General features: G+C 70.7%; 15 protein-coding genes. 9 read left to right on the top strand and 6 right to left on the bottom strand.

Annotation, left to right across the window (positions count from 1 at the left end; all coding sequences use genetic code 11):
- Positions 1-95 precede the first annotated feature (95 nt).
- Positions 96-7262 (bottom strand): HAMP domain-containing protein, encoded by a 7167-nt coding sequence (locus LZ198_RS13355; RefSeq protein ID WP_256559530.1) that lies wholly within the window; start codon positions 7260-7262, stop codon positions 96-98.
- Between the two features lie 475 nt (positions 7263-7737).
- Positions 7738-8628, bottom strand: a complete 891-nt coding sequence (locus LZ198_RS13350) for a hypothetical protein (RefSeq protein ID WP_253972314.1) — start codon at positions 8626-8628, stop codon at positions 7738-7740.
- A gap of 158 nt (positions 8629-8786) precedes the next feature.
- Here LZ198_RS13350 and LZ198_RS13345 point away from each other — a divergent pair, with 158 nt between their 5' ends.
- The 3 genes from LZ198_RS13345 (at position 8787) to LZ198_RS13335 (ending at position 10818) form a co-directional block, all read left to right on the top strand.
- Positions 8787-9035 carry a hypothetical protein gene (locus tag LZ198_RS13345; protein WP_253972313.1) on the top strand — a complete coding sequence of 83 codons (249 nt, stop codon included), beginning with the start codon at positions 8787-8789 and terminating at the stop codon, positions 9033-9035.
- Positions 9032-9574, top strand: a complete 543-nt coding sequence (locus LZ198_RS13340) for a transglycosylase domain-containing protein (protein WP_253972312.1) — start codon at positions 9032-9034, stop codon at positions 9572-9574. Before LZ198_RS13345 ends, LZ198_RS13340 begins: the two co-directional genes overlap by 4 nt.
- Positions 9575-9684: 110 nt before the next feature.
- The gene (locus LZ198_RS13335) at positions 9685-10818 is read left to right on the top strand and encodes a hypothetical protein (RefSeq protein ID WP_253972311.1); all 1134 of its coding nucleotides are present in this window, start codon (positions 9685-9687) and stop codon (positions 10816-10818) included.
- A 36-nt stretch (positions 10819-10854) separates the two neighbouring features.
- On the opposite strand, the gene LZ198_RS13330 is transcribed toward LZ198_RS13335, so the two are convergent.
- The 3 genes from LZ198_RS13330 to LZ198_RS13320 form a co-directional block, all read right to left on the bottom strand.
- On the bottom strand, positions 10855-11160 hold the full coding sequence (locus tag LZ198_RS13330) for a cyclic-phosphate processing receiver domain-containing protein (RefSeq protein ID WP_253972310.1): 306 nt from the start codon (positions 11158-11160) through the stop codon (positions 10855-10857).
- 44 nt (positions 11161-11204) lie between these two features.
- On the bottom strand, positions 11205-11438 hold the full coding sequence (locus tag LZ198_RS13325; RefSeq protein WP_253972309.1) for a hypothetical protein: 234 nt from the start codon (positions 11436-11438) through the stop codon (positions 11205-11207).
- Positions 11439-11508: 70 nt separating this feature from the next.
- Complete coding sequence (locus tag LZ198_RS13320) at positions 11509-12339, bottom strand: 2-oxo acid dehydrogenase subunit E2 (protein ID WP_253972308.1); 831 nt, start codon at positions 12337-12339, stop codon at positions 11509-11511.
- A gap of 117 nt (positions 12340-12456) precedes the next feature.
- On the opposite strand from LZ198_RS13320, the gene LZ198_RS13315 reads away from it, so the two are divergent.
- From LZ198_RS13315 to yjjJ (LZ198_RS13305), 3 genes are all read left to right on the top strand, one after another.
- On the top strand, positions 12457-13392 hold the full coding sequence (locus LZ198_RS13315; protein WP_253972307.1) for a DUF1684 domain-containing protein: 936 nt from the start codon (positions 12457-12459) through the stop codon (positions 13390-13392).
- 143 nt (positions 13393-13535) lie between these two features.
- Positions 13536-14837: a type II toxin-antitoxin system HipA family toxin YjjJ gene (gene yjjJ, locus LZ198_RS13310; RefSeq protein ID WP_253972306.1), complete on the top strand. Its 1302-nt coding sequence runs from the start codon at positions 13536-13538 to the stop codon at positions 14835-14837.
- Between the two features lie 252 nt (positions 14838-15089).
- Complete coding sequence (gene yjjJ / locus LZ198_RS13305) at positions 15090-16400, top strand: type II toxin-antitoxin system HipA family toxin YjjJ (protein ID WP_253972305.1); 1311 nt, start codon at positions 15090-15092, stop codon at positions 16398-16400.
- A 16-nt stretch (positions 16401-16416) separates the two neighbouring features.
- Here the strand turns inward: yjjJ (LZ198_RS13305) and LZ198_RS13300 are convergent, their stop codons facing one another.
- Positions 16417-17004, bottom strand: coding sequence for a type 1 glutamine amidotransferase domain-containing protein (locus tag LZ198_RS13300; RefSeq protein ID WP_253972304.1), 588 nt, complete (start codon positions 17002-17004; stop codon positions 16417-16419).
- A gap of 210 nt (positions 17005-17214) precedes the next feature.
- Here LZ198_RS13300 and LZ198_RS13295 point away from each other — a divergent pair, with 210 nt between their 5' ends.
- From LZ198_RS13295 to LZ198_RS43415, 3 genes are all read left to right on the top strand, one after another.
- The gene (locus LZ198_RS13295; protein WP_253972303.1) at positions 17215-18381 is read left to right on the top strand and encodes a PQQ-dependent sugar dehydrogenase; all 1167 of its coding nucleotides are present in this window, start codon (positions 17215-17217) and stop codon (positions 18379-18381) included.
- Positions 18382-18444: 63 nt separating this feature from the next.
- Positions 18445-20040 carry a cation:proton antiporter gene (locus LZ198_RS13290; RefSeq protein ID WP_253972302.1) on the top strand — a complete coding sequence of 532 codons (1596 nt, stop codon included), beginning with the start codon at positions 18445-18447 and terminating at the stop codon, positions 20038-20040.
- On the top strand, positions 20037-21167 hold the full coding sequence (locus tag LZ198_RS43415; protein WP_253972301.1) for an NAD-binding protein: 1131 nt from the start codon (positions 20037-20039) through the stop codon (positions 21165-21167). The genes LZ198_RS13290 and LZ198_RS43415 overlap by 4 nt, the downstream gene beginning before the upstream one ends.
- The last annotated feature ends 9 nt before the right edge of the window (positions 21168-21176 follow it).

Here is a 21176-nt window from a genome sequence, read left to right as displayed (position 1 = left end):
CCCCGACCGTTCACTGGCGGGACAGGCTAGGCGCGCTCCCGGCCGGACCCAAGTCCGCCGGGAACGAGCCGTGCGCTAGCCATCATTCAGACCTTTCATGCCGTGACCCACAGACGGATGAGTTCCAGAAGCTTGTCGGTATCCACCGGTTTGGGCAGGTAGTCGCTGGCGCCGGCGGCCATGCACTTCTCCCGGTCGTCCTTCAGGGCCTTGGCCGTGACGGCGATGATGGGGAGGCTGGCGTACTTGAGGTCCTTGCGGATGGCCCGCATGGTCTCGTAGCCGTCCATCTCCGGCATCATCACGTCCATGAGGACGACGTCGACGTCGCGGTGCTGCTCGAGCATCTCGATGGCCGCCCGCCCGTTCTCCGCGAAGACCACCTGCATGCCGTGGTTCTCCAGGACGCTGGTGAGGGCGAAGATGTTGCGCATGTCGTCGTCGACGACGAGCACCTTCTTGCCCGTCAGGCCCATCTCCTGCTCGTTGCGCTGGGCCAGGGCGGCGCGGGCGCGGGGCGGCAGGTTCTGGTCCAGGCGGTGGAGGAAGAGCGCCGTGTCGCTGAGCAGCTGCTCGGGGCTCTTGGTCCCGCTCTTGAGGATGACGCTGCCGGTGTAGCGCCTGAGCCGCGCCTCGTCCTTGGGGGTGAGCTCCTTGCCGGTGTAGATGACGATGGGCAGGTCGCGGAAGCGCTGCTGCGTCTTCACCTCCTCCACCAGCTTGATGCCGTCCATGTCCGGCAGCAGCAGGTCGATGACGAGGCAGTCGTACTCTCCCTCCTCCAGCTTCTGGAGGACCTCCTGGCCGGTGGCCACGGCGGTGACCACCACGTCGCCGCCCTCGGCCAGCAGGTTGACGAGGCTGCCGCGCTGGACGTCGTCGTCCTCCACGAGCAGCAGGCGGCGCTCCTTGCGCTCCAGGAAGCGGGCCAGCTGGTTGAAGACGCGCTCCAGGCCCTCCTTGCTCACGGGCTTGGTGAGGTAGCCGAAGGCGCCCTGCGCGTTGCCCAGGTGCTTGTCCATCACGCTGATGATGTGGACGGGGATGTGGCGCGTGCGCGGGTTGCGCTTGAGGCGGTCGAGCACGCTCCAGCCGTCGACCACGGGGAGCTGGATGTCCAGCGTCACCGCGTGCGGCTGGAACTCGTTGGCCATGGACAGGCCGGTGTCGCCCCGGGTGGCGACCAGCGCCTTGAACCCCTTCTCCCTCGCCAGCTGCACCATGATGCGGGCGAACTTCAGGTCGTCCTCGATGATGAGCAGGACCTTGTCGCCTTCGCGGATGTGGTCGCGGTCGTCCTCCACCGCGAGCGGCGCGAGCAGCGACTCCACGGGCGGCGGCAGCGCCGCGTCCAGCACGTGGCCGCTCTCCGCCGCCACGGGGGGCGGGGGCATGGGCGGCGGGGGCGGCGCGTACGCGGCGCCCGACTCGACTTGGGGCAGCGGCCGGGGCACCAGGTCGCTCGGCGAGGCCTCCAGCGCGGGCAGGCCGTCGTCCTCCGGGCCCACGTACTCCGGCGGCAGGTAGAGGGTGAAGGTGCTGCCCTTGCGCGGCTCGCTCTGGACGTGGATTTCGCCGCCCAGCAGCTTCGCGATTTCGCGGCTGATGGACAGGCCCAGGCCGGTGCCGCCGTACTTGCGCGCGGTGGAGCCGTCCGCCTGCTGGAAGGCCTCGAAGATGAGCCGCTGCTTGTCCTTGGCGATGCCGATGCCGGTGTCCGTCACCGCGAAGGCGATGACGAAGCGCGAGCGCTTGAGCACCTCGTGGTCCAGGCGCGTGCCCGGGTCGGCCAGCTTCACCGTCATCTTCACGCTGCCTTCGTCGGTGAACTTGAAGGCGTTGGAGAGCAGGTTCTTGAGGACCTGCTGCAGCCGCTGCGGGTCGGTGCGGATGGAGCGCGGCGCGCCCGAGGCCACGTCGACCGTGAAGGCCAGGCTCTTCTGCTCCGCCACCGGGCGGAAGCTGCGGTCGATGAACTGGTTGAGCTCCGACAGGACGATGTCCCGCGGCTCCACCTGCATCTTCCCGGCCTCCACCTTGGACAGGTCGAGGATCTCGTTGATGAGGCTGAGCAGGTCGCCGCCGGACGCGTAGATGGTGTTCGCGTACTCGACCTGCTTGGTGCTGAGGTTGCCGTCCTTGTTGTCGGACAGCAGCTTGGCCAGGATGAGCAGCGAGTTGAGCGGCGTGCGCAGCTCGTGGCTCATGTTGGCCAGGAACTCGCTCTTGTACTTGGAGATGACGGTGAGCTGCTCGGCCTTCTCCTCCAGGCTGAGGCGGGCGCGCTCGACCTCGTTGTTCTTCTCCTCGACGCGGCGGTTCTGCTCCTCGAGCTGCTTCGCCTTCTCCTCCAGTTCGGAGTTGCTGCGCTTGAGCGCGTCCTGCTGCTGGGTCAGCTCCTTGGACTGGCTCTGCAGCTCCTGCGTCAGGCCCTGCGACTGCTGGAGCAGCTGCTCCGTGCGCATGTTGGCCATGATCATGTTCAGCACCACGCCGATGCTCTCCGTGAGCTGGTCGAGGAAGAGCTGGTGGATGGTGCTGAACGGGTGGAACGAGGCCAGCTCGATGACCGCCTTGACCTCGCCCTCGAAGAGGACGGGCAGGACGATGATGTTGAGCGGCGCGGCCTCGCCCAGGCCGGAGGAGATGGTGATGTAGTCGGAGGGCACCTGCGTGAGCAGGATGGTCTTGCGCTCCAGCGCGCACTGGCCGACGAGCCCCTCGCCCAGGCGGAAGCGGTTGGCGATGTGCTTGCGCTCCCGGTACGCGTAGGTGCTGGTCAGCTTGAGCACCGGCGTCCCGGACTCCGTGTCCATGAGGAAGAAGGCGCCGTGGTGCGCGGAGACCAGCGGCGTCAGCTCGCTCATGATGAGGCGGCTGACGGCGTCCAGGCTCTTCTGGCCCTGCATCATGCCGCTGAACTTCGCCAGGTTCGTCTTGAGCCAGTCCTGCTCCTGGTTCTTCTGCGTGGTCTCACGCAGGTTGACGATCATCTGGTTGATGTTGTCCTTCAGCGCGGCGACCTCGCCCTCCGCGACGACGGTGATGCTGCGGGTCAGGTCGCCCTTGGTCACCGCGGTGGCCACGTCGGAGATGGCGCGGAGCTGGCTGGTCAGCGTGCCGGCCAGCTGGTTCACGTTGTCCGTCAACTGGCGCCACGTGCCGCGCGCGCCGGGCACGCGGGCCTGGCCGCCCAGCTTCCCTTCGATACCCACCTCGCGGGCCACCGTGGACACCTGTTCGGCGAACGTGCCCAGCGTGTCCGTCATGTTGTTGATGGTGTCCGCCAGCGCGGCCACCTCGCCCTTCGCGTCGACGATGAGCTTCTGGGTGAGGTCACCGTTGGCGACCGCCGTCACCACGCGCACGATGCCGCGCACCTGGGTGGTGAGGTTGGACGCCATGAAGTTCACGTTGTCCGTCAGGTCCTTCCACGTGCCGGCGACGCCGGGCACGCGGGCCTGGCCGCCCAGCTTCCCCTCCACGCCCACTTCACGGGCCACCGTGGACACCTGCTCGGCGAACGTGCCCAGCGTGTCCGTCATGTTGTTGATGGTCTCCGCGAGCGCGGCCACCTCGCCCTTGGCCTCCACCACCAGCTTCTGCTTCAGGTCGCCGTTGGCGACCGCGGTCACCACCTTGACGATGCCGCGCACCTGGGTGGTGAGGTTGCGGGCCATGAAGTTCACGTTGTCCGTCAGGTCCTTCCAGACGCCGGACACCCCGCGCACCTCGGCCTGACCGCCCAGCTTGCCCTCCGTGCCCACCTCGCGCGCCACGCGCGTCACCTCCGAGGCGAACGAGTTGAGCTGGTCCACCATGATGTTGATGGTGTCCTTCAGCTCCAGGATTTCGCCCTTGGCGTCGACGGTGATCTTCTTGGACAGGTCACCGTTGGCGACCGCCGTCGTCACCAGCGCGATGTTGCGCACCTGCGCGGTGAGGTTGGAGGCCATGCTGTTCACGTTGTCCGTGAGGTCCTTCCACGTGCCGGCGACGCCGGGCACCGCGGCCTGACCGCCCAGCTTGCCGTCCGTTCCCACCTCCTTGGCGACGCGGGTCACCTCGGCGGCGAACGCGCGGAGCTGGTCCACCATCGTGTTGATGGTGCTCTTCAGCTCCAGGATTTCCCCCCGGGCCTCGACGGAGATTTTCTGCGACAGGTCGCCGTTGGCGACGGCCGTCGTCACCTTGGCGATGTTTCGCACCTGGTCGGTCAGGTTGCCCGCCAGCACGTTCACGTTGTCGGTCAGGTCCTTCCACACGCCGGCGACGCCGGGCACCGCGGCCTGGCCGCCCAGCTTGCCCTCCGTGCCCACCTCCTTCGCGACGCGCGTCACCTCCGAGGCGAAGCCGCGGAGCTGGTCCACCATCGTGTTGATGGTGTTCTTCAGCTCCAGCACCTCGCCCTTCACGGAGACCGTGATTTTCTGCGACAGGTCGCCGTTGGCGACCGCCGTCGTCACCTTGGCGATGTTGCGCACCTGGTCGGTCAGGTTGCCCGCCAGCACGTTCACGTTGTCGGTCAGGTCCTTCCACACGCCGGACACGCCCTTCACGTCCGCCTGCCCGCCCAGCTTGCCCTCCGTGCCCACTTCCTTGGCGACGCGGGTCACCTCGGCGGCGAACGCGCGGAGCTGGTCCACCATCGTGTTGATGGTGCTCTTGAGCTCCAGCACCTCGCCCTTCGCGTCCACCGTGATTTTCTTGGACAGGTCGCCGTTGGCGACCGCCGTGGTCACCTCGGCGATGTTGCGCACCTGGGCCGTGAGGTTGTTGGCCAGCAGGTTCACGTTGTTGGTGAGGTCCTTCCACGTGCCCGCGACGCCCGGCACCTCCGCCTGGGCGCCCAGCTTGCCCTCCACGCCCACCGTGCGCGCCACGTCCGTCACCTGCTGCGCGAAGATGGACAACGTCTGCGTCATCGCGTTGATGGTCTCCGCGAGCGCCGCGATTTCGCCCTTCGCGTCCATCACCAGCTTCTGGTTCAGGTCGCCGTTGGCCACCGCCGTCACCACGCGCACGATGCCGCGCACCTGGCTGGTGAGGTTGGAGGCCATGAAGTTCACGTTGTCCGTCAGGTCCTTCCACACGCCGGACACCCCGCGCACCTCGGCCTGACCGCCCAGCTTGCCCTCCGTGCCCACCTCCTTGGCGACGCGGGTCACCTCGGCGGCGAAGCCGCGGAGCTGGTCCACCATCGTGTTGATGGTGCTCTTGAGTTCCAGCACCTCGCCCTTGGCGTCGACGGTGATCTTCTTGGACAGGTCGCCGTTGGCGACCGCCGTGGTCACCTCGGCGATGTTGCGGACCTGGTCGGTCAGGTTGTTGGCCAGGAGGTTCACGTTGTTGGTGAGGTCCTTCCACGTGCCGGCGACGCCCGGCACCACGGCCTGGGCGCCCAGCTTGCCCTCCACGCCCACCGTGCGCGCCACGTCCGTCACCTGCTGCGCGAAGATGGACAGGGTCTGCGTCATCGCGTTGATGGTGTCGGCCAGCTCGGCGACCTCGCCCTTGGCCTCCATCTTCAGGCGCTGGGTGAGGTCCCCGTTGGCGACCGCCGTCACCACCTTGGCGATGCCGCGCACCTGGGTGGTGAGGTTGACGGCCATCACGTTCACGTTGTCCGTCAGGTCCTTCCACGTGCCGGACACGCCCTTCACCTCGGCCTGTCCGCCCAGCTTGCCGTGCGTGCCCACCTCGCGCGCCACGCGGGTCACTTCCGACGCGAACGAGTTGAGCTGGTCCACCATGGTGTTGATGGTGTTCTTCAGCTCGAGAATCTCGCCGCGCGCGTCGACGGAGATCTTCTTGGACAGGTCGCCGTTGGCCACCGACGTCGTCACCAGCGCGATGTTGCGCACCTGCGTGGTGAGGTTGGAGGCCATGGAGTTCACGTTGTCCGTGAGGTCCTTCCACACGCCCGCGACGCCCTTCACGTCCGCCTGACCGCCCAGCTTGCCGTCCGTGCCCACCTCGCGCGCCACGCGCGTCACTTCGGAGGCGAAGGCGCGGAGCTGGTCCACCATCGTGTTGATGGTGTCCTTCAGCTCGAGCACCTCGCCCTTCACGTCGACGGTGATCTTCTTGGACAGGTCGCCCTTGGCGACGGCCGTCGTCACGTCGGCGATGTTGCGCACCTGGGCCGTGAGGTTGTTGGCCATCAGGTTCACGTTGTCCGTGAGGTCCTTCCACGTGCCGGCGGCGCCGGGCACCTGGGCCTGGGCGCCCAGCTTGCCCTCCACGCCCACCGTGCGCGCCACGCTCGTCACCTGCTGGGCGAACACGTTGAGCGTGTCCGTCATGTTGTTGAGCGTCGCGCCCAGCGCGGCGATTTCACCCTGCGACGGCACCATCAGCTTCTGGGTGAGGTCGCCGTTGGCGACCGCCGTCACCACCTTCACGATGCCGCGCACCTGGGTGGTGAGGTTGGACGCCATGAAGTTCACGTTGTCCGTGAGGTCCTTCCACGTGCCGGAGACCCCGGGCACCGCGGCCTGACCGCCCAGCTTGCCTTCCGTGCCCACCTCGCGCGCCACGCGCGTCACTTCGGAGGCGAAGCCGTTGAGCTGGTCCACCATGGTGTTGATGGTGCTCTTGAGCTCGAGCACCTCGCCACGCGCGTCCACCGTGATTTTCTTGGACAGGTCGCCGTTGGCGACGGCGGTGGACACCTCGGCGATGTTGCGCACCTGGGCCGTGAGGTTGTTGGCCATCAGGTTCACGTTGTCGGTGAGGTCCTTCCAGACGCCCGACACGCCCTTCACCTCGGCCTGACCGCCCAGCTTGCCGTCGCTGCCCACCTCGCGCGCCACGCGCGTCACCTCGGCGGCGAACGAGTTGAGCTGGTCGAGCATCGCGTTCACGGTGGTGCCGATGCGCAGGAACTCGCCCTTCACCGGCTGGCCGTCGATCTCCAGGGCCATCTTCTGGGTGAGGTCGCCCTGCGCCACCGCGACCAGCACGCGGGCCACCTCCGTGGTGGGCTGCACCAGGTCGCCGATGAGCGCGTTGATGGAGTTGATGCTCGTGGCCCAGTCGCCGCGGACGTTGCCCAGCGTCACGCGCTCGCCCATGCGGCCCTCGCGGCCGACCACACGCGACAGGCGGACCACCTCCTGCGTGATGGAGCCGTTGAGCGTCGCCACCTCGTTGAAGACGCTCGAGATGTCGTCCATCACCGCGTGGTTGGGGAAGGCCGGCAGCCGCACGGAGAAGTCGCCGCCCTGCATGGCCCGGAGCGCCGCGAGCAGCGTCATCATCGGGTCGCTGCCGCCCAGTTGGGGGCCCGGCCCCGGCGACCGCGAACCGCCGTTGCGACCCCGCGCGCCCCCACCCGACTGCCTGCTCGCCCCGGAGTCACCCGCACGGCGCTGCCCCCGCTCCGCCTCTGGGCGGCGGGGGTCGAGGGTGCTCGACGCGTCCCCGGTGCTCGCGGCCTCCGCCGCGCGAGGAGCTGTTCCCGCACGGGATTTGCGCGCCGGGGTGCGCTTGCGGCCGGGGGCGTTGGAGCTGGGAACCTTGGTGTCGTCCACGAGGAGAACCCTTCTGATCGGGATGAGCGCCGCGCACATGTGTCGCGCGGCGGCCGGGCGGGCCCGAATGTCCTGTGAGTTCGCGGGCTTGTCGATTCAAAGCCGGGAACACCAGGGGGCTCCGTCCGGAACTGAACCAATTGCTCGCTCGTCCCGAGACCCGGCGTGAAGGACGCGGGACGGGGAGCCTCTGTCCAACATCTCAGGGCGGCGGAGCCGTGCAGGGAAAACCGTCGCAGCCCTGGACGTAGAGTGGCCGGCTGCCCAGTCTCCGGGCCGGCGTCAGCGGGCGCCCCTCCGGCACCGCCTCCCGTGCCCCGGTGCGGACATCGAGCACGAAAGAAGGCCCCCCGGCAGGTGCGCAGCCGATCAGCAAGCGCTCGGGTGTGTCGAGCCACCACACCGTCTCCACCGGGCAAGGAGGCTGGACGTCGTAGGGCATCAGGGTCCGTGCGTCGTACACGCGCAGGGTGCCCTCGGAGAGCACGGCGGCCAGGGTGTTGTCGGCGCCCACGGACAGCCGGCCCCCGCCCGGGGGGACCTGGGTCTGGCCGAGCAGCGCGCCGTCCGCGGCGACGGAGACCAGTTGGCCGGAGACGTCCAGGGCCAGCACGCCCTGCGCATGTCCGGCGAGGGCCACGGGGGCGAAGTCGCCCACGGGCGCGAAGGTGGCGCCGTCCTCTCGCAGCAGGCCCGCGCCCGTGGCGACCCAGAGCCGGTTGGCGCCGTCGAAGGCGAGGGCGAGGGTGCCGGCCACGTCGCGCTGGAGGGAGATGCCGTGGGCGTCGCACACGGCGACGCGGTGGGAGCCATAGGCGGCGGCGCGCGAGGCATCCGGTGAGACGGCCCAGCCCAGTCGCGACAGGGGGAGCACCTGACCGAGGCAGTGATTGAGGGCGCCGAAGTTCGGGTCGGTGGTGGGCGAGGAGATGAGGTAGGGCAGGCTCGCGGTGACGACGTAGAGCAGCAGGCCCAGCGACACGGCGATGGCCAGGGTGAGGGGCCACGGGCGCAGGCTGCGCGCGCGCGTGTCCCGCGCGGGCGTGCGCGCGTTCCGCCTCACCGTGGTCACCGGGCTCTCGCGTCCACTCAAGCCAGCACCTCGCGACGTCGCCGTCGTCCACCCCGTCGCCCAGGCATAGCGCCACGCCACCCTGGGAGCCACCCACCCCGAGACACAGCCAGGACAGCACAGAATCGTCGCGGGTGCCCGTGCATGGGCTGGTCCAGAGGCTGCATCACGCCCACCCCATGCGACGTATCCGCGGGTTGCGCCCGTTGCTGTGTCTGCTGGGCCTCATCCTCGTGCTGCCGCTGGCGGCCATCGAGTGGCTGTATCGCCACGCCCTCGCCCAGGTGCCGGAGCTGCCCACGCTCCCTGCGTGGGAGATGACGCCGGACGAGCAACGCCGACGCGACTGGTGGCTGGCGATGGAGCTGCGGCCTGGAGAGAGGAGGTCCAACCCCTCTGGCCCTGGACCCTCGCCGGGTACTTCGTGAAGCCCCTGCTCGGCGCTCCCCACTTCGAGACGCTCGGTGGCTCGCGCCTCATAGGCCGCGCCGAGAGCTACTGGGGCTTCAAGTCGAGAGACCTCGAAGGCAATCCCTTGCGACGGTCCGCTCACGTGGCGTTGGGCATCTGGTTCTCCCGACACTGGAGCGCTGAGCAGCTCGCGACCGATGCGCTCGCCCAGCTGTCCGTGGGTCCGCGCATCGAGGGCGTACATGACGTCTCTCGCGCGCTCCTCGGCCAGGAATGGGCGGACCTCTCCGTCGCGGACGTGGCCCTGCTCGCGGCGCTCCACGACCTGCCGCACCGGCGCAGGAACCCCACGTGTGGCGACAACCTCGAATACATCCGCGGACGACGGGACTGGCGGCTGCGCGAACTCGAGCGCGCGTGCGTGCTCTCGCAGCGCGAACTCGAGGCCGCCCTGCGTTCGCCCCTCGTGTTCGCGCCGACGTTCTCGGACTGGCCTCCCTGCCCGGGAGCAAAGCCCACCAGCGAGGAACCCGGCGAGGCCCCCGTGGCCCGGTGAGTGATTCGACCATGCGGCCATGCTGCCGCCCGGCGACGCCCCAGCCCTCGCTTGTCGTCGCGATACGGGGGCCCACCTTTTCTTCCGGTGCGAAGGGAAAGGAACCGACCATGCGACTCGCTCTTGCCTCAGCGGCCCTGACGTTCAGCTTCCTGCTCTCCCCCATGGCTCACGCCCAATCCGCGGGAGGCAGCACGGGCGGAAGCTCCACCCAGGGGACGGGAGGAACCGGAAGCTCCACCGACACCCAGTCCGGCACAGGAGGCGCGGGGTCCTCCCAGTCGACGAACCCTGACTCCACCGGCGGCACCTACTCCGTCCCTCCAGAGGGCACCACCGGCACCCAGGACCAGACGGGCAGCGGCACCGGTAGCACCGGCACCACCGGCGGCGCCGACACGACGGGCACCGGTGGCGCCGGCTCCAGCAACCCGGACATGAACAACCCGAGCATGGGTGACGCCGGCACCGGTGGCTCCGACATCAACGGCACCGGCGGCGCGGGCTCCGGCGGCACGGGCGGCTCGACCCAGCCCGGCTCGGGGAGCAGCGGCGGCTCCGACATCAACGGCACCGGCGGCGCGGGCTCCGGCAGCACGACCTCACCCGACACGAGCGGCAGCAGCGGCTCCGGCAGCAGCGGCTCCGGCTCCAGCGGCTCGGGTTCCTCGGAGCCGAACAACGGCTCGAGCCCGAACATGGGCAGCTCGACCCAGGCGAGCTCCGGCACCACCGCCAATCCCCGCGACGCGGCCCGCGCCACGGATGAGCGCGCCCAGACTCGCAACGCGAACGCGCTCGCCTCCGGCAAGGCCCAGGACCCCAAGGCGCTCACCGCCGAGGTGGCCCAGCTCCGCTCCGACGTCCAGCGTCTTCAACGTCAGGTGAACACGCTCCACGGCGACAAGGGCGCCAACGCGCAGGGCACGGGGGGCTCCGGCGCCACCGCGAACACCTCGGGCGCGAACCCCGACCGGACGGTGGTGGCCTCGGTGGTGATGCGCGGGCAGGTCGCCTCCTCCCACAACGGCCGCGTCGTGGTGCGTGACGCGGAGACGGGCGACCTCTACAACCTCCGCGTGAGCCAGACCACGCAGGTGCTCCACGGCAACCAGCGCGTCGCCGCGCGCAGCCTGCGCCAGGGCACGCCCGTCCAGGCGGCGTACAACCTGATCGCCAACGGCGACAGCTACGCGACCCGGCTCCAGGTCACCCCGGTGGCCGAGCAGCCCGCGCGCCGCTGAAACCCCGCACGCGCGGGCACGCCCGGGACGCGAGCCTCAGGGTTCGCGCTCCCGGGCGAACCGCTCGATGCGCAGGATGGCCTGCTCCATCTTCTGGCGCGCGGAGCTGTTGGCGGAGTGCACGCGCACGCGCGGCGGGACGAAGCCCCGCGTGGCCACCGCCTCCTCCAACCACAGCAGCACGTCGTAGCCCGTGCCGTGGTCGTCATCACCGAGGTCGTGGTCGAGGCTCAGCTCCACCACCCGCCCGCCCTCGAGCAGGGTGATGACCTCCTCCGGCCATCGCGTCGGGACCCAGCCCTCGGGCGTGGGCCGCTCGTCATCCAGGAAGACCTTCAGCACGTCCATCCCTCCACGGGTGGCGCCGGCCGGGTCGTCTCCCGGGCTCAGCGCTCGCCGTCGCCGGACGAGGTGTTCCCGGCGAGCTGACGCAGCTTCGCGGCGAAGGGGCTCTCCCCCTCCTCGCGCCCAGGTCCCCCCGACAGCCGCTGCCGGCGCGCCATCGCGAGCCCGCCCTCCGCGGGGCCCTCCACGGCCTCCTTCTCGTAGCGGTCCTGGCCACCGAGCGCGCGTCCCACCGGACGGGATGCGCTGATGCGACGCTGGGTATCCACGGGCATTGCGAGAACCTCCTGCACGAATGCGACCCCCCGGTTCTACCTCAGCCCCGGGTTCCTGGCAGCCCCACCCCTAGGCCGGGGGCCGCCACACCGCCCCGGGGTCCTCCAGCACGGCCCCGATGTGCCGCAGCACCCGCGCCACCAGGTCCACGTCCAGCAGGCGGGCGTCCCAGGTGCAGGTGAGCGTCATCACCCTCCCGGGCACCAGTCCCCCCTCCTCCACCACGGGGACCTCCCGCACCGAGCCCGGGGCCAGCACCAGCGGCACCCGCGTGTACGGCGCCATGGCGACGAAGCCCCGCTCCAGGCCGAGTGAGCCCAGGCTCGTCACCACCACCGAGCCGAACGGGTCCCTCGGCATCCCCAGCCAGCGCAGGTCGAGGTTCAGCGTGAACCAGACGAAGGACAACAGGCGCAGCACCAGCCCCATGAGGAGGCCGGGGACGAGGGACGAGCGGCGCTTGCCGCGCTCGATGACCGCGTCCCTCCGCGCACGCACCTGCGCCACACGCGACTCCAGCTCCCGCGCGAAGTCCTCCAACGACAGCGTGTCCGCCCGAGGCACCGTGGCCGTGGTCAGGTCCGCGCGACCGGAGGACTCGGGCTGCGCCACCAGGACGCACACGCCCACGTCCACGCGGTAGGCGGGGCGGCCCCAGCGCAGGAGGACGTTGGCCTCCGGGTGCAGGCGCAGGGCGTCCGCGGCGGCCTTGGCCACCAGGTGTGTCACGGTGAGGTGCTGGCCCGTACGGGCCCGCCAGTCCTCCAGGAACCCGAGGGCGCGCTCCATGCGCAGCTCCAGGGTCGCATAGGCGCTCGGGTCCCGGGGGGCGCGCCACGTCCCCAGGGCCAGCTTGCGGAAGACACCGGGCGGCGGCGCCGGCTTGAGGTCGAGGTTCACGCGGGGCCTGCCGGCTTCGCACGGAGCGACTCGGCCTGCAACCCCGCCCTGCGCGGCGGACGGCGCCCTGTTAGACAGGGCCCACCGGACGCAGCACGCTCCCCGCAAGGCCCCGACATGACGCCCATCGCCCTGGCCCTGTCCCTCGCGCTCCATACCTCGCCGTCCCCCAAGGCCGCGCCGCCCGCGAAGCCCGCGACCGCCGCGAAACCCATGTCCACCACCGCGCCCCCCGACGACCTCTCCACCACCACCCGCGCCTGGCACGACCAGCGAATCCAGCGGCTCCAGTCCGAGGACGGCTGGCTCACCCTGGTGGGCCTGTTCTGGCTCGACGAGGGCGAGCAGACCGCGGGCTCCGCGCCCGACAGCAAGCTCGACTTCCCGGCGAACACGCCCGCGAAGCTCGGCGTCTTCACGCGCACGGGGAAGGCCGTGAGCTTCCAGCCCGCGCCGGGCGTGGCCATCACCCGCGACGGCAAGCCCTTCACGGGCGGACCGCTCAAGACGGACGAGCAGGGGTCCCCGGACGTGCTGAAGCTCGGCAGCCTCAACTTCCACGTCATCCAGCGTGGAGAGAAGCTGGGCGTGCGCGTGAAGGACTCGCAGGCCCCCGCGCGCCAGCAGTTCCACGGCATCGACACCTACCCGGCGAGCGCCACGTGGCGGGTGAGCGCGCGCTTCGAGCCGGCGACCACGCCGCGCACGCTCCAGGTGCCCAACGTGCTGGGGACGACCGAGGAGATGAAGGCGCCGGGCACGCTCGTGTTCACGGTGGACGGCAAGGAGCACCGCCTGACGCCCGTGGTGGAGGAGGGCTCGCAGCAGTTGTTCATCATCTTCGCGGACGAGACGAACCGCGACGCCACCTACGGCGCGGGCCGCTTCCTCTACGCGGACATGCCCAAGGACGGTCAGGTGGTGCTCGACTTCAACCGCGCCTACAACCCGCCCTGCGCCTTCACGCGCTTCGCCACCTGCCCCCTCCCCCCGCGAGGCAACCGGCTCGCCCTGCGCGTCGAGGCGGGTGAGAAGCGCTACGGCGACCACTGATTCGCCGGCGACACCGACTCACCCTCCGGGCTGGAGCCGCGCGAAGCGGGTCCGGCCCGTCTGCTTCGCGGGGCCATGCGGCGCGCTTGTGGACGCGGGAGCCGACGGAACACACTCCGGAAACCCGTTCAGCGCGGACGCCCATGGCCACGGTGGAACAACTGCTCGCGGTGCTCGACCAGTTCCCCGATGCGTCGGCCGAGGCGCTCGCGGAGCGACTCCAGACCGACCGCTCCACGGTGAAGCGACTGCTCACCTCCGCCGGGGAGCGCGTCTGTGCCATGCGACAGGACGCCGGGACGCGCTACGCGCGCACGCGCGAGCTTCCGGGACTCGGCGCCCAGCTCCCGGTCCACCGCGTGGACGACACGGGCCGCGTCCACCGACACGGGACGCTGCACCTGCTCGCGGACGGCGGACACTGGCTGGAGCGCACGGAGGGCGCCTCCGAGCGCTTCGCGGAGTTCCTCCCCGTCGCCATGGACATGAGCCCCCAGGGCTACCTGGGCGAGCGCTTCACCACCCTCCACCCCGACCTGCACCTCCCCACGCGGGTGACGACCTGGACGGATGACGAGTACCTCATCGCCCTGGGGCGGCGCGGCGAGGACTGCGTCGGCGCGCTCATCCTCGGTGACGAGTCGCTGCGGCGCTTCCTGGCCACGCCGCTCCAGGAGGTCGGGGTCGATGCGTTCCCCGCACTCGCCGTCGCCTCGAGAACCCATCCCTCCAGCGCCCTCGTCGGCGGAGAGCATCCCAAGTTCACGGCGTACGTCGAGGGCCGCCACGTCATCGTGAAGTTCGCGCCGGACGACGCGGGCGAGGTGTCCTCGCGCTGGAGGGACCTCCTGGTGACCGAGCACCTGGCCCTCGCGACGCTGCGAGACGCCGGTCGCGACGCCGCCAGGTCGCGCTGGATGGACGTCCAGGGCTACCGCTTCCTCGAGGTCGAGCGCTTCGACCGGGTCGGCCCCCGCGGCCGTCGGGAGCTGCTGTCGTTGGACGCCCTCACCAGCGAGGACCTGGACGCACGGAGCATCTGGACGCAGTCGGCGCAGCGGCTGCTCGAGGCCGGCTCCATCTCGCGGGAGGACGCGACGCGGATGCGCTGGCTCGACACCTTCGGCCAGCTCATCGGCAACACGGACCGGCACTTCGGCAACCTGTCCTTCTTCCCCGAAGGCACGCGCCGCTTCCGACTCGCTCCGGTCTACGACATGCTGCCCATGGTCTTCGCGCCCGTGGGCACGGTCGTCCCCGAGCGCGAGTTCGAGCCGCTCCCACCCACGGCCGACACCCTCGACGTCTGGCACGACGCCGCCCGCCACGCGCTGACCTACTGGGCGCGGCTCGCGCGGGAGCCCGCGCTCAGTCCGACCCTCCGCGAGCGCTGCGCCCGATGCGGCGACACGCTCCAGGCCCTCGTGCGGGAAGTCCCCGCATGAGCCCCGAGCCCGGCGGGCAGCACCCCGGCGCGCACTGAGCTGGTCACTCGATTTTCTCGAATTACAAGGATGGCGCGACCCCTCCAGGCGCTCGCTCCCCACCATCCAACCGTCCGGAATCCAACGGAAACGGCGCGTTCCGATCGATTCACCGTTCGGACGTCCGCATCGGATTTCTCAAATAAGATTCGCGAGTTGCGAGACCGAACCGCATCCATTATCAGTTCATGAATCTGTTCACGGACCGGTTCAATGACGACCGTCGACCACCTCCTCGACACGCTTCGCAAGCAGGTGGGCGCACGGGCCGCCGACCTGGAGAAGCAGTTCGGCATCTCGCGCCCGACGTTGACGCGCCTCATCGCGAAGGCGGGCGAGCGTGTGTGCCGGATGGGGCGGGGACCCGCGACGCGCTACGCCCTCACGCGGGAGGTCCATCACCTGGGCACGCAGGTCCCCGTGCACCGCATCGACGAAGCGGGGCGCATCCATCGCAACGCGACGCTCCATCTCCTGACCAGCTTCTCCGGCAACCACCACTGGCTCGAGCCCACCGAGGGGCAAGGCACGTTCTTCGAGGGGCTCCCTCCCTTCGCGGCGGACATGAGCCCCCAGGGCTACATCGGGCGGGGCTTCACCCGTCGGAACCCCGGACTGGAGCTGCCGCCGCGGGTGATCGACTGGCATGACGACCACAGGCTCGTCGCGCTCTCCCTGCGCGGCGAGGACTGCGTGGGCGCGTTCATCATCGGAAAGGAGTCGCTCGACCGCTTCCTGTCCTTGCACGAACAAGAGGTCGACGAGAGCGACTACCCGGGGCTCGCGACGGCCTCGGGCAAGGAGCAGACGGGCTCCTCCGCGGGCGGTGAGCAGCCCAAGTTCTTCACGTATTCGAGAGGGCGCCACCACATCGTCAAGTTCGCGAGCAACGACGACAGCGCCGCGGCGAGGCGCTGGCGCGAGCTGCTCGTCTGCGAAGAGCGGGCCCTCGCGAGCGTGGGCGCGGTCGGCATCGACGTGGCCACCTCGCGGTGGTTCGACAAGGAGGGCTATCGCTTCCTCGAGGTCGAGCGCTTCGACCGGATCGGCGCACGCGGCAGGCGTGGGCTGCTCTCCCTGGGCGCCATCACGGACGAGTACTTCGGAGACCGCGACAACTGGACCCAGGCGGCGCTTCGCATGGCGAAGGCCCAATCCATCACGCCTGAGGATGCCCGGCGGATTCGCTGGCTCGACACGTTCGGCCAGCTCATCGGCAACACGGACCGGCACTTCGGCAACCTGTCGTTCTTCGACGAGGGTCCCACGCGGTTCCGCCTCGCGCCGGTCTACGACATGCTGCCCATGCTCTTCGCTCCGAACGGGACCCTCATCGTCGAGCACGAGTTCAAGCCGCGTCCCCCCACGGCCGACACCCTCGACGTCTGGCACGACGCCGCCCGCCACGCGCTGGCGTACTGGGCGAGGCTCGCGCACGAGCCCGCGCTCGGCCCGGACTTCCGCGAGCGCTGTGCCCGGTGCGGCGACACGCTCCAGGCGCTCGTGCGGCAGGTCCCGTCCTGACGCGAGCGCCGCGCGCTCAATGCACGGCGGTCAGCACCTCGTGCGCGAAGATGACGTCGGGGACCAGCGGCGCCTCGAGCCGTGGCGCGCTCCCCTCCGCGACCTGACGCAGCAGCGCGGAGGTGAAGGCCTCCAGGTCTCCCGGGTTGCGTGAGGTGATGAGGTTGCCGTCTTCCACCACCTCGCGGTCCACCCACCACGCCCCCGCGTTGACGAGGTCCGTCTTGAGGGAGGGCCACGACGTGACGGTGTGCCCGTCCGCGATGTCGGCCTCCACCAGCAGCCAGGGCCCGTGGCACACCGCCGCCACCGGCTTGTCCGAACGGAAGAGGTCCCGCACCAGGCCCACCACGTCCACGTCCATGCGCAGGTGGTCCGGTGAGTAGCCGCCCGGAATCACCACCGCGTCGAACTCGCGCGAGGAGGCGTTGCGCGCGGCCCTGTCGATGGTGACCACCTCCCGGCCCTTCTTCCCCCGCACCTGCGTCCCGCCGTCCAAGCCGACGACCACCACCTCGTGTCCCGCCAGCCTCACCCGGTCATACGGCACACGGAACTCCGCATCCTCGAAGTCGTCCGCCACCATGAACGCGATGCGAGCCATCCGACGTCTCCCTGTGTTGCCCTGTCTGGGGTGTTTCGTGCGGTCAAGGTGCCCACGCGGACCGGCCCCCGGGAAGCGCGCCCACGCCCCACGCGACACCCGCCCGCCTGCCCTCCCGGCGGGGGCCTTCCCCGAGCCGACGGGACGCCGCCGGCCACACCGCACGTCGCCGCTGGCCCGCCCCTCCTGGACCGCGCATTAATCCCCCCCATGGTCTCCCCCCGCCTGCTCACGTCCGCCCTCGTGGTGCTCGCCTGCGCCACCTCCGCCTGCCGCAAGAGCCAGGCGCAGGGAACCGCGTCGCCCCAGGACTGCGTCCTCGTGGAGGACGGCTGGGGACCGACCGGCACCGTGCCCATCACCGTGGACGTGGTCGCCCAGGGCCTGGAGGTCCCCTGGGGCCTCGCCTGGCTGCCCGGCGGTGACGCGCTCGTCACCGAGCGGCCCGGCCGCGTGCGCCTGCTGAAGGCCGGCGCCCTGCAGGCCCAGCCGGTGGCCACCGTGCGCGTCACCCGCGTCGCCGAGGGCGGGCTGCTCGGCATCGCCGCCCATCCGGACTTCGCCTCGAACCGCTGGTTCTACGTGTACGTCACCACCGATGTGAGCGGGGAGGACGAGAACCGCATCGAGCGCTGGACGCTCTCCGAGGACCACGCCACCGCGACCTTCGACCGCGTCATCTACGGCGGCATCCCCTCCGCGAAGTACCACGACGGCGGCCGCCTGCGCTTCGGCCCGGACGGCATGCTCTACGCCGGCACCGGCGACGCGCGCGACCCGGACCGCTCGCAGGACGTGAACGACCCGGCGGGCAAGCTCCTGCGCCTCACCCCGGAGGGCCAGGTCCCCCAGGACAACCCCTTCCCTCCTTCGCCCGCCTTCCTCACCGGCATCCGGAACACGCAGGGCTGGGACTGGAAGGATGCCACCCACCTGTACGTCACCGACCACGGCCCCAGCGGCGAGACGCTGCGCCGGGGCCACGACGAGGTGAACTACGCCCACGCGGGAGACAACCTGGGCTGGCCGGGCATCTACTCGTGCGAGACACGGCAGGGGCACATCACGCCCTCCCTCACCTTCGACGACGCCGCGCCCCCGGGAGGCGCCGCCCTCTACACCGGCACCGCCATCCCGGAGTGGAGGGGCTCGCTGCTGGTGGGCACGCTGGGCTCGCGCCACCTCCACCGGGTGGAGTTCTCCTCGGAGAACCCCGCCCGCGTCGCCCGGCACGAGGTCTACCTCCAGGATGCGTTCGGCCGCCTGCGCGACGTGAGCATGGGGCCGGACGGCCACCTCTACGTCACCACCAGCAACTGCGACGGGCGCGGGGACTGCGGGCCCCAGAAGGACCGCATCCTGCGCGTCTACCGCTGAGTCCCACGCCCCGTCCCCACGGGGGTCGTGACCTCATCTGCCGGTTCTGGAAGACTGCGCGCCGTGCACCTGGAGATGCCCCTCGTCATCGGATTGATGGTGGCAGCCATCGTCCTCGCCATCGCGGCCAAACGGGCGCGAATGCCATACAACGTCGCACTTGTCGTGGGCGGGTTGCTCATCTCCATGGGCAACCTGCTCCCCGGCGTGCCGCCCCTCGACCCGGAGGTGGTGTTCCTCGTCTGTCTCCCCGCGCTGTTGTTCGAAGGTGGCATCACCGCGGACCTGTCTGGCATCCGCGCCAACGCCTTGCCCATCCTCATCCTCTCCACGTTGGGCATGGTGTTGGCGATCGGCGCCACGGGCACCGCGCTCCACCATCTGCTCGCCCTGCCGCTGTGGTCCGCGCTGCTGCTCGGCGCGCTGCTGTCCGTGACGGACACCGTCTCCATCCTCTACGCGTTCCGCCGCGCCCCGGTGCCCCCGCGCCTGTCGGGCATCATGCAGGGCGAGAGCCTCTTCAACGACGGCACCGCCCTGGTGGCCTACGCGGCCATCGCCAGCGTGGTGGCGGGCGCGACGACGCCGTCGGTGCCCATGCTCGCCGCGCGCGTGCTGCTGGCCTCGGCGGGCGGCGCGGTGGTGGGGCTGGCGCTGGGCATGCTGGGCGGCTTCGTCATCCGCCGCACCGAGGACCCGCTGGCCGAAATCATGGTGACGACGGCCGTGGCGCTGGCGTCGTTCGTCGTGGCCGAGCAGCTCCACCTGTCCGGCGCCATCTCCGCCGTCGTCGCGGGGCTCGCGGTGGGCATGAGCCTGCGCAAGCAGGTCTCGCCGCAGAGCCAGGTGGCCATCCACTCCTTCTGGGAGTACGCCACCTTCGGGGTGAACACCTTCCTGTTCCTGGCGGTGGGCCTCACCACGCGCCCGGAGACGCTGCGCGGCTACGTGCCGGAGACGTTGATCGCCATGGGCTGCGTCATCGCCGGGCGCGCGGTGGCCATCTACGGCCCCTTCCTGCTGCTCAGGCTCATCCGCCCGGCGGAGGCGGTGCCGCCGCGCTGGCAGCACGTGTTCATCGTCGGCAACATCAAGGGCGCGCTCTCCATCGGCCTGGCGCTGGGCCTGCCCGCGTCGACGCCGGGGCGGGAGCAGCTGCTCGCCGTCACCTTCGGCGTCACGCTCATCTCGCTGGTGGGCCAGGGGCTCCTGCTCACGCGCGCGCTGAAGTGGCTGGGCCTGTTCCATCAGGACGAGGTGGCGCTGGCCATGTCCGAGCAGCGGGGCCGGCTCATCGCCAGCCGCGCGGCGCACCAGGAGCTGGCGGTGCTGCACGAGCAGGGGCTGGTGCCCCGGGCCGCGTACGACCACCTGCGCAGCGAGTACCAGGTGAACATCGCCCGCGCCGAGCGCGAGCTGCGCAGGCTCAACGAGCAGCACCTGGCGCAGGGGGCGAAGGACCTCATCACCATGCGGCGGCGCCTCATCGACGCGGAGCGCACCGCGCTCCAGGGCGCGCGCCGCAGCGGGCTCATCCCCGAGGCGACGGCCGAGCACATGCTGGCGCAGTTGGACGAGCGCACGTTGAGTCTGGAGAAGGTGCTGCACGGGGCCCACGGCGAGGACGCCGGGGTCGAGCCCGGGAGGAAGGCGTCGTGAAAATCGTCATCGCGGGTGGAGGACGGGTGGGCAGCGTGCTGGCGGCGCGGCTGGTGGCCGAGCAGCACACCGTGACGGTCATCGAGCGGGACAACACCATCTGCACGCGCCTCTTCGAGGAGGTGGGCGTGGTGACGGTGTGCGGGGACGCGACGAGCCCCCAGGTGCTGGAGGCCGCGGGCATCACCTCCGCGGACGTGGCGGCGGGCGTGCTGGCGCGGGACTCGGAGAACCTGGCGTTCGCCATGCTGGTGCGCAGCATGTCGCCCGCGCGCATCATGGTGCGCATGCTCGACACCAGCTACCGGGAGGCGTACCGGCTGGCGGGCGTGAAGGAGCTGGTCGCGGAGGCGGAGGTGGTGGTGGCGAAGATGACCACGGCCATCGACTTCCCGCAGGTGGCCGGCTCGCTGCCGCTGGGCGACGGCGACACGGTGCTGTTCGAGCTGGCGCTGCCGCTGCGCGCGCGCGTGGCCGGCCAGACGGTGGCGCAGGTGCGCGCCAGCGAGGGCTTCCCGCGCGAGTGCATCTTCATCGGCATGGTGGACCCGCAGGGGCGCGCCGCGCTGCCGGACGGGAGCACGGCGCTGCGCGCGGGGCACACGGTCATCCTGGTGGCGCGGCGGGCGCAGCTCGCGGACGCGGTGGCCTTCCTCACCGCCGAGCCGGTGAACACCGGTGGCGCCGCCGCGCTGGCGGCCACGCTGCGCAAGGTGGACTTCCTGGCGCCGCTCAACCCGGACGAGCTGGAGACGGTGGCGCGCGGCGCCGAGCACCTGCAGCGCCCGGCGGGCACGGAGCTGTTCCGGCTGGGCGACGCGGGCGAGAACTTCTACGTGGTGCTCTCCGGGGAGGTGCAGCTCAAGGACACGGGCGGGCAGTCCGTGGCCACGGTGAAGCCGGGCGGCTTCTTCGGTGAGCTGGCGCTGCTGACGGGCGAGCCGCGCACCGCGACGGCGGTGACGGCCACCGTGTGCGAACTGGCGGCCGTGGGACGCGAGGACTTCCGCAGCGTCGTCATGGCCAACCCCGGCGTCGCGCTGGAGATGAGCCGCATCCTCGGCGAGCGCCTGTCCCGCGTGCAGGGCGGCAAGGCGCAGAAGCGCTGGGGCTTCTTCGGCCGGTAGCGGCCCCGC

The organism is Myxococcus dinghuensis (genome assembly GCF_024198235.1).
Classification (GTDB): domain Bacteria; phylum Myxococcota; class Myxococcia; order Myxococcales; family Myxococcaceae; genus Myxococcus; species Myxococcus dinghuensis.
The sequence above is the reverse complement of the archived record's forward strand: the minus strand, read 5'-3'. Positions and strand labels throughout refer to the sequence as shown.

Bases quoted from the DNA above. Each gene is read 5' to 3' on its own strand.
- yjjJ (WP_253972305.1), top strand. From the start codon at position 15,090: ATGACGACCGTCGACCACCTCCTCGACACGCTTCGCAAGCAGGTGGGC.
- LZ198_RS13345 (WP_253972313.1), top strand. From the start codon at position 8,787: ATGCGACGTATCCGCGGGTTGCGCCCGTTGCTGTGTCTGCTGGGCCTC.
- LZ198_RS13300 (WP_253972304.1), bottom strand. From the start codon at position 17,004: ATGGCTCGCATCGCGTTCATGGTGGCGGACGACTTCGAGGATGCGGAG.
- LZ198_RS13295 (WP_253972303.1), top strand. From the start codon at position 17,215: ATGGTCTCCCCCCGCCTGCTCACGTCCGCCCTCGTGGTGCTCGCCTGC.
- LZ198_RS13335 (WP_253972311.1), top strand. From the start codon at position 9,685: ATGCGACTCGCTCTTGCCTCAGCGGCCCTGACGTTCAGCTTCCTGCTC.
- yjjJ (WP_253972306.1), top strand. From the start codon at position 13,536: ATGGCCACGGTGGAACAACTGCTCGCGGTGCTCGACCAGTTCCCCGAT.
- LZ198_RS13325 (WP_253972309.1), bottom strand. From the start codon at position 11,438: ATGCCCGTGGATACCCAGCGTCGCATCAGCGCATCCCGTCCGGTGGGA.
- LZ198_RS13355 (WP_256559530.1), bottom strand. From the start codon at position 7,262: ATGATGACGCTGCTCGCGGCGCTCCGGGCCATGCAGGGCGGCGACTTC.
- LZ198_RS13315 (WP_253972307.1), top strand. From the start codon at position 12,457: ATGACGCCCATCGCCCTGGCCCTGTCCCTCGCGCTCCATACCTCGCCG.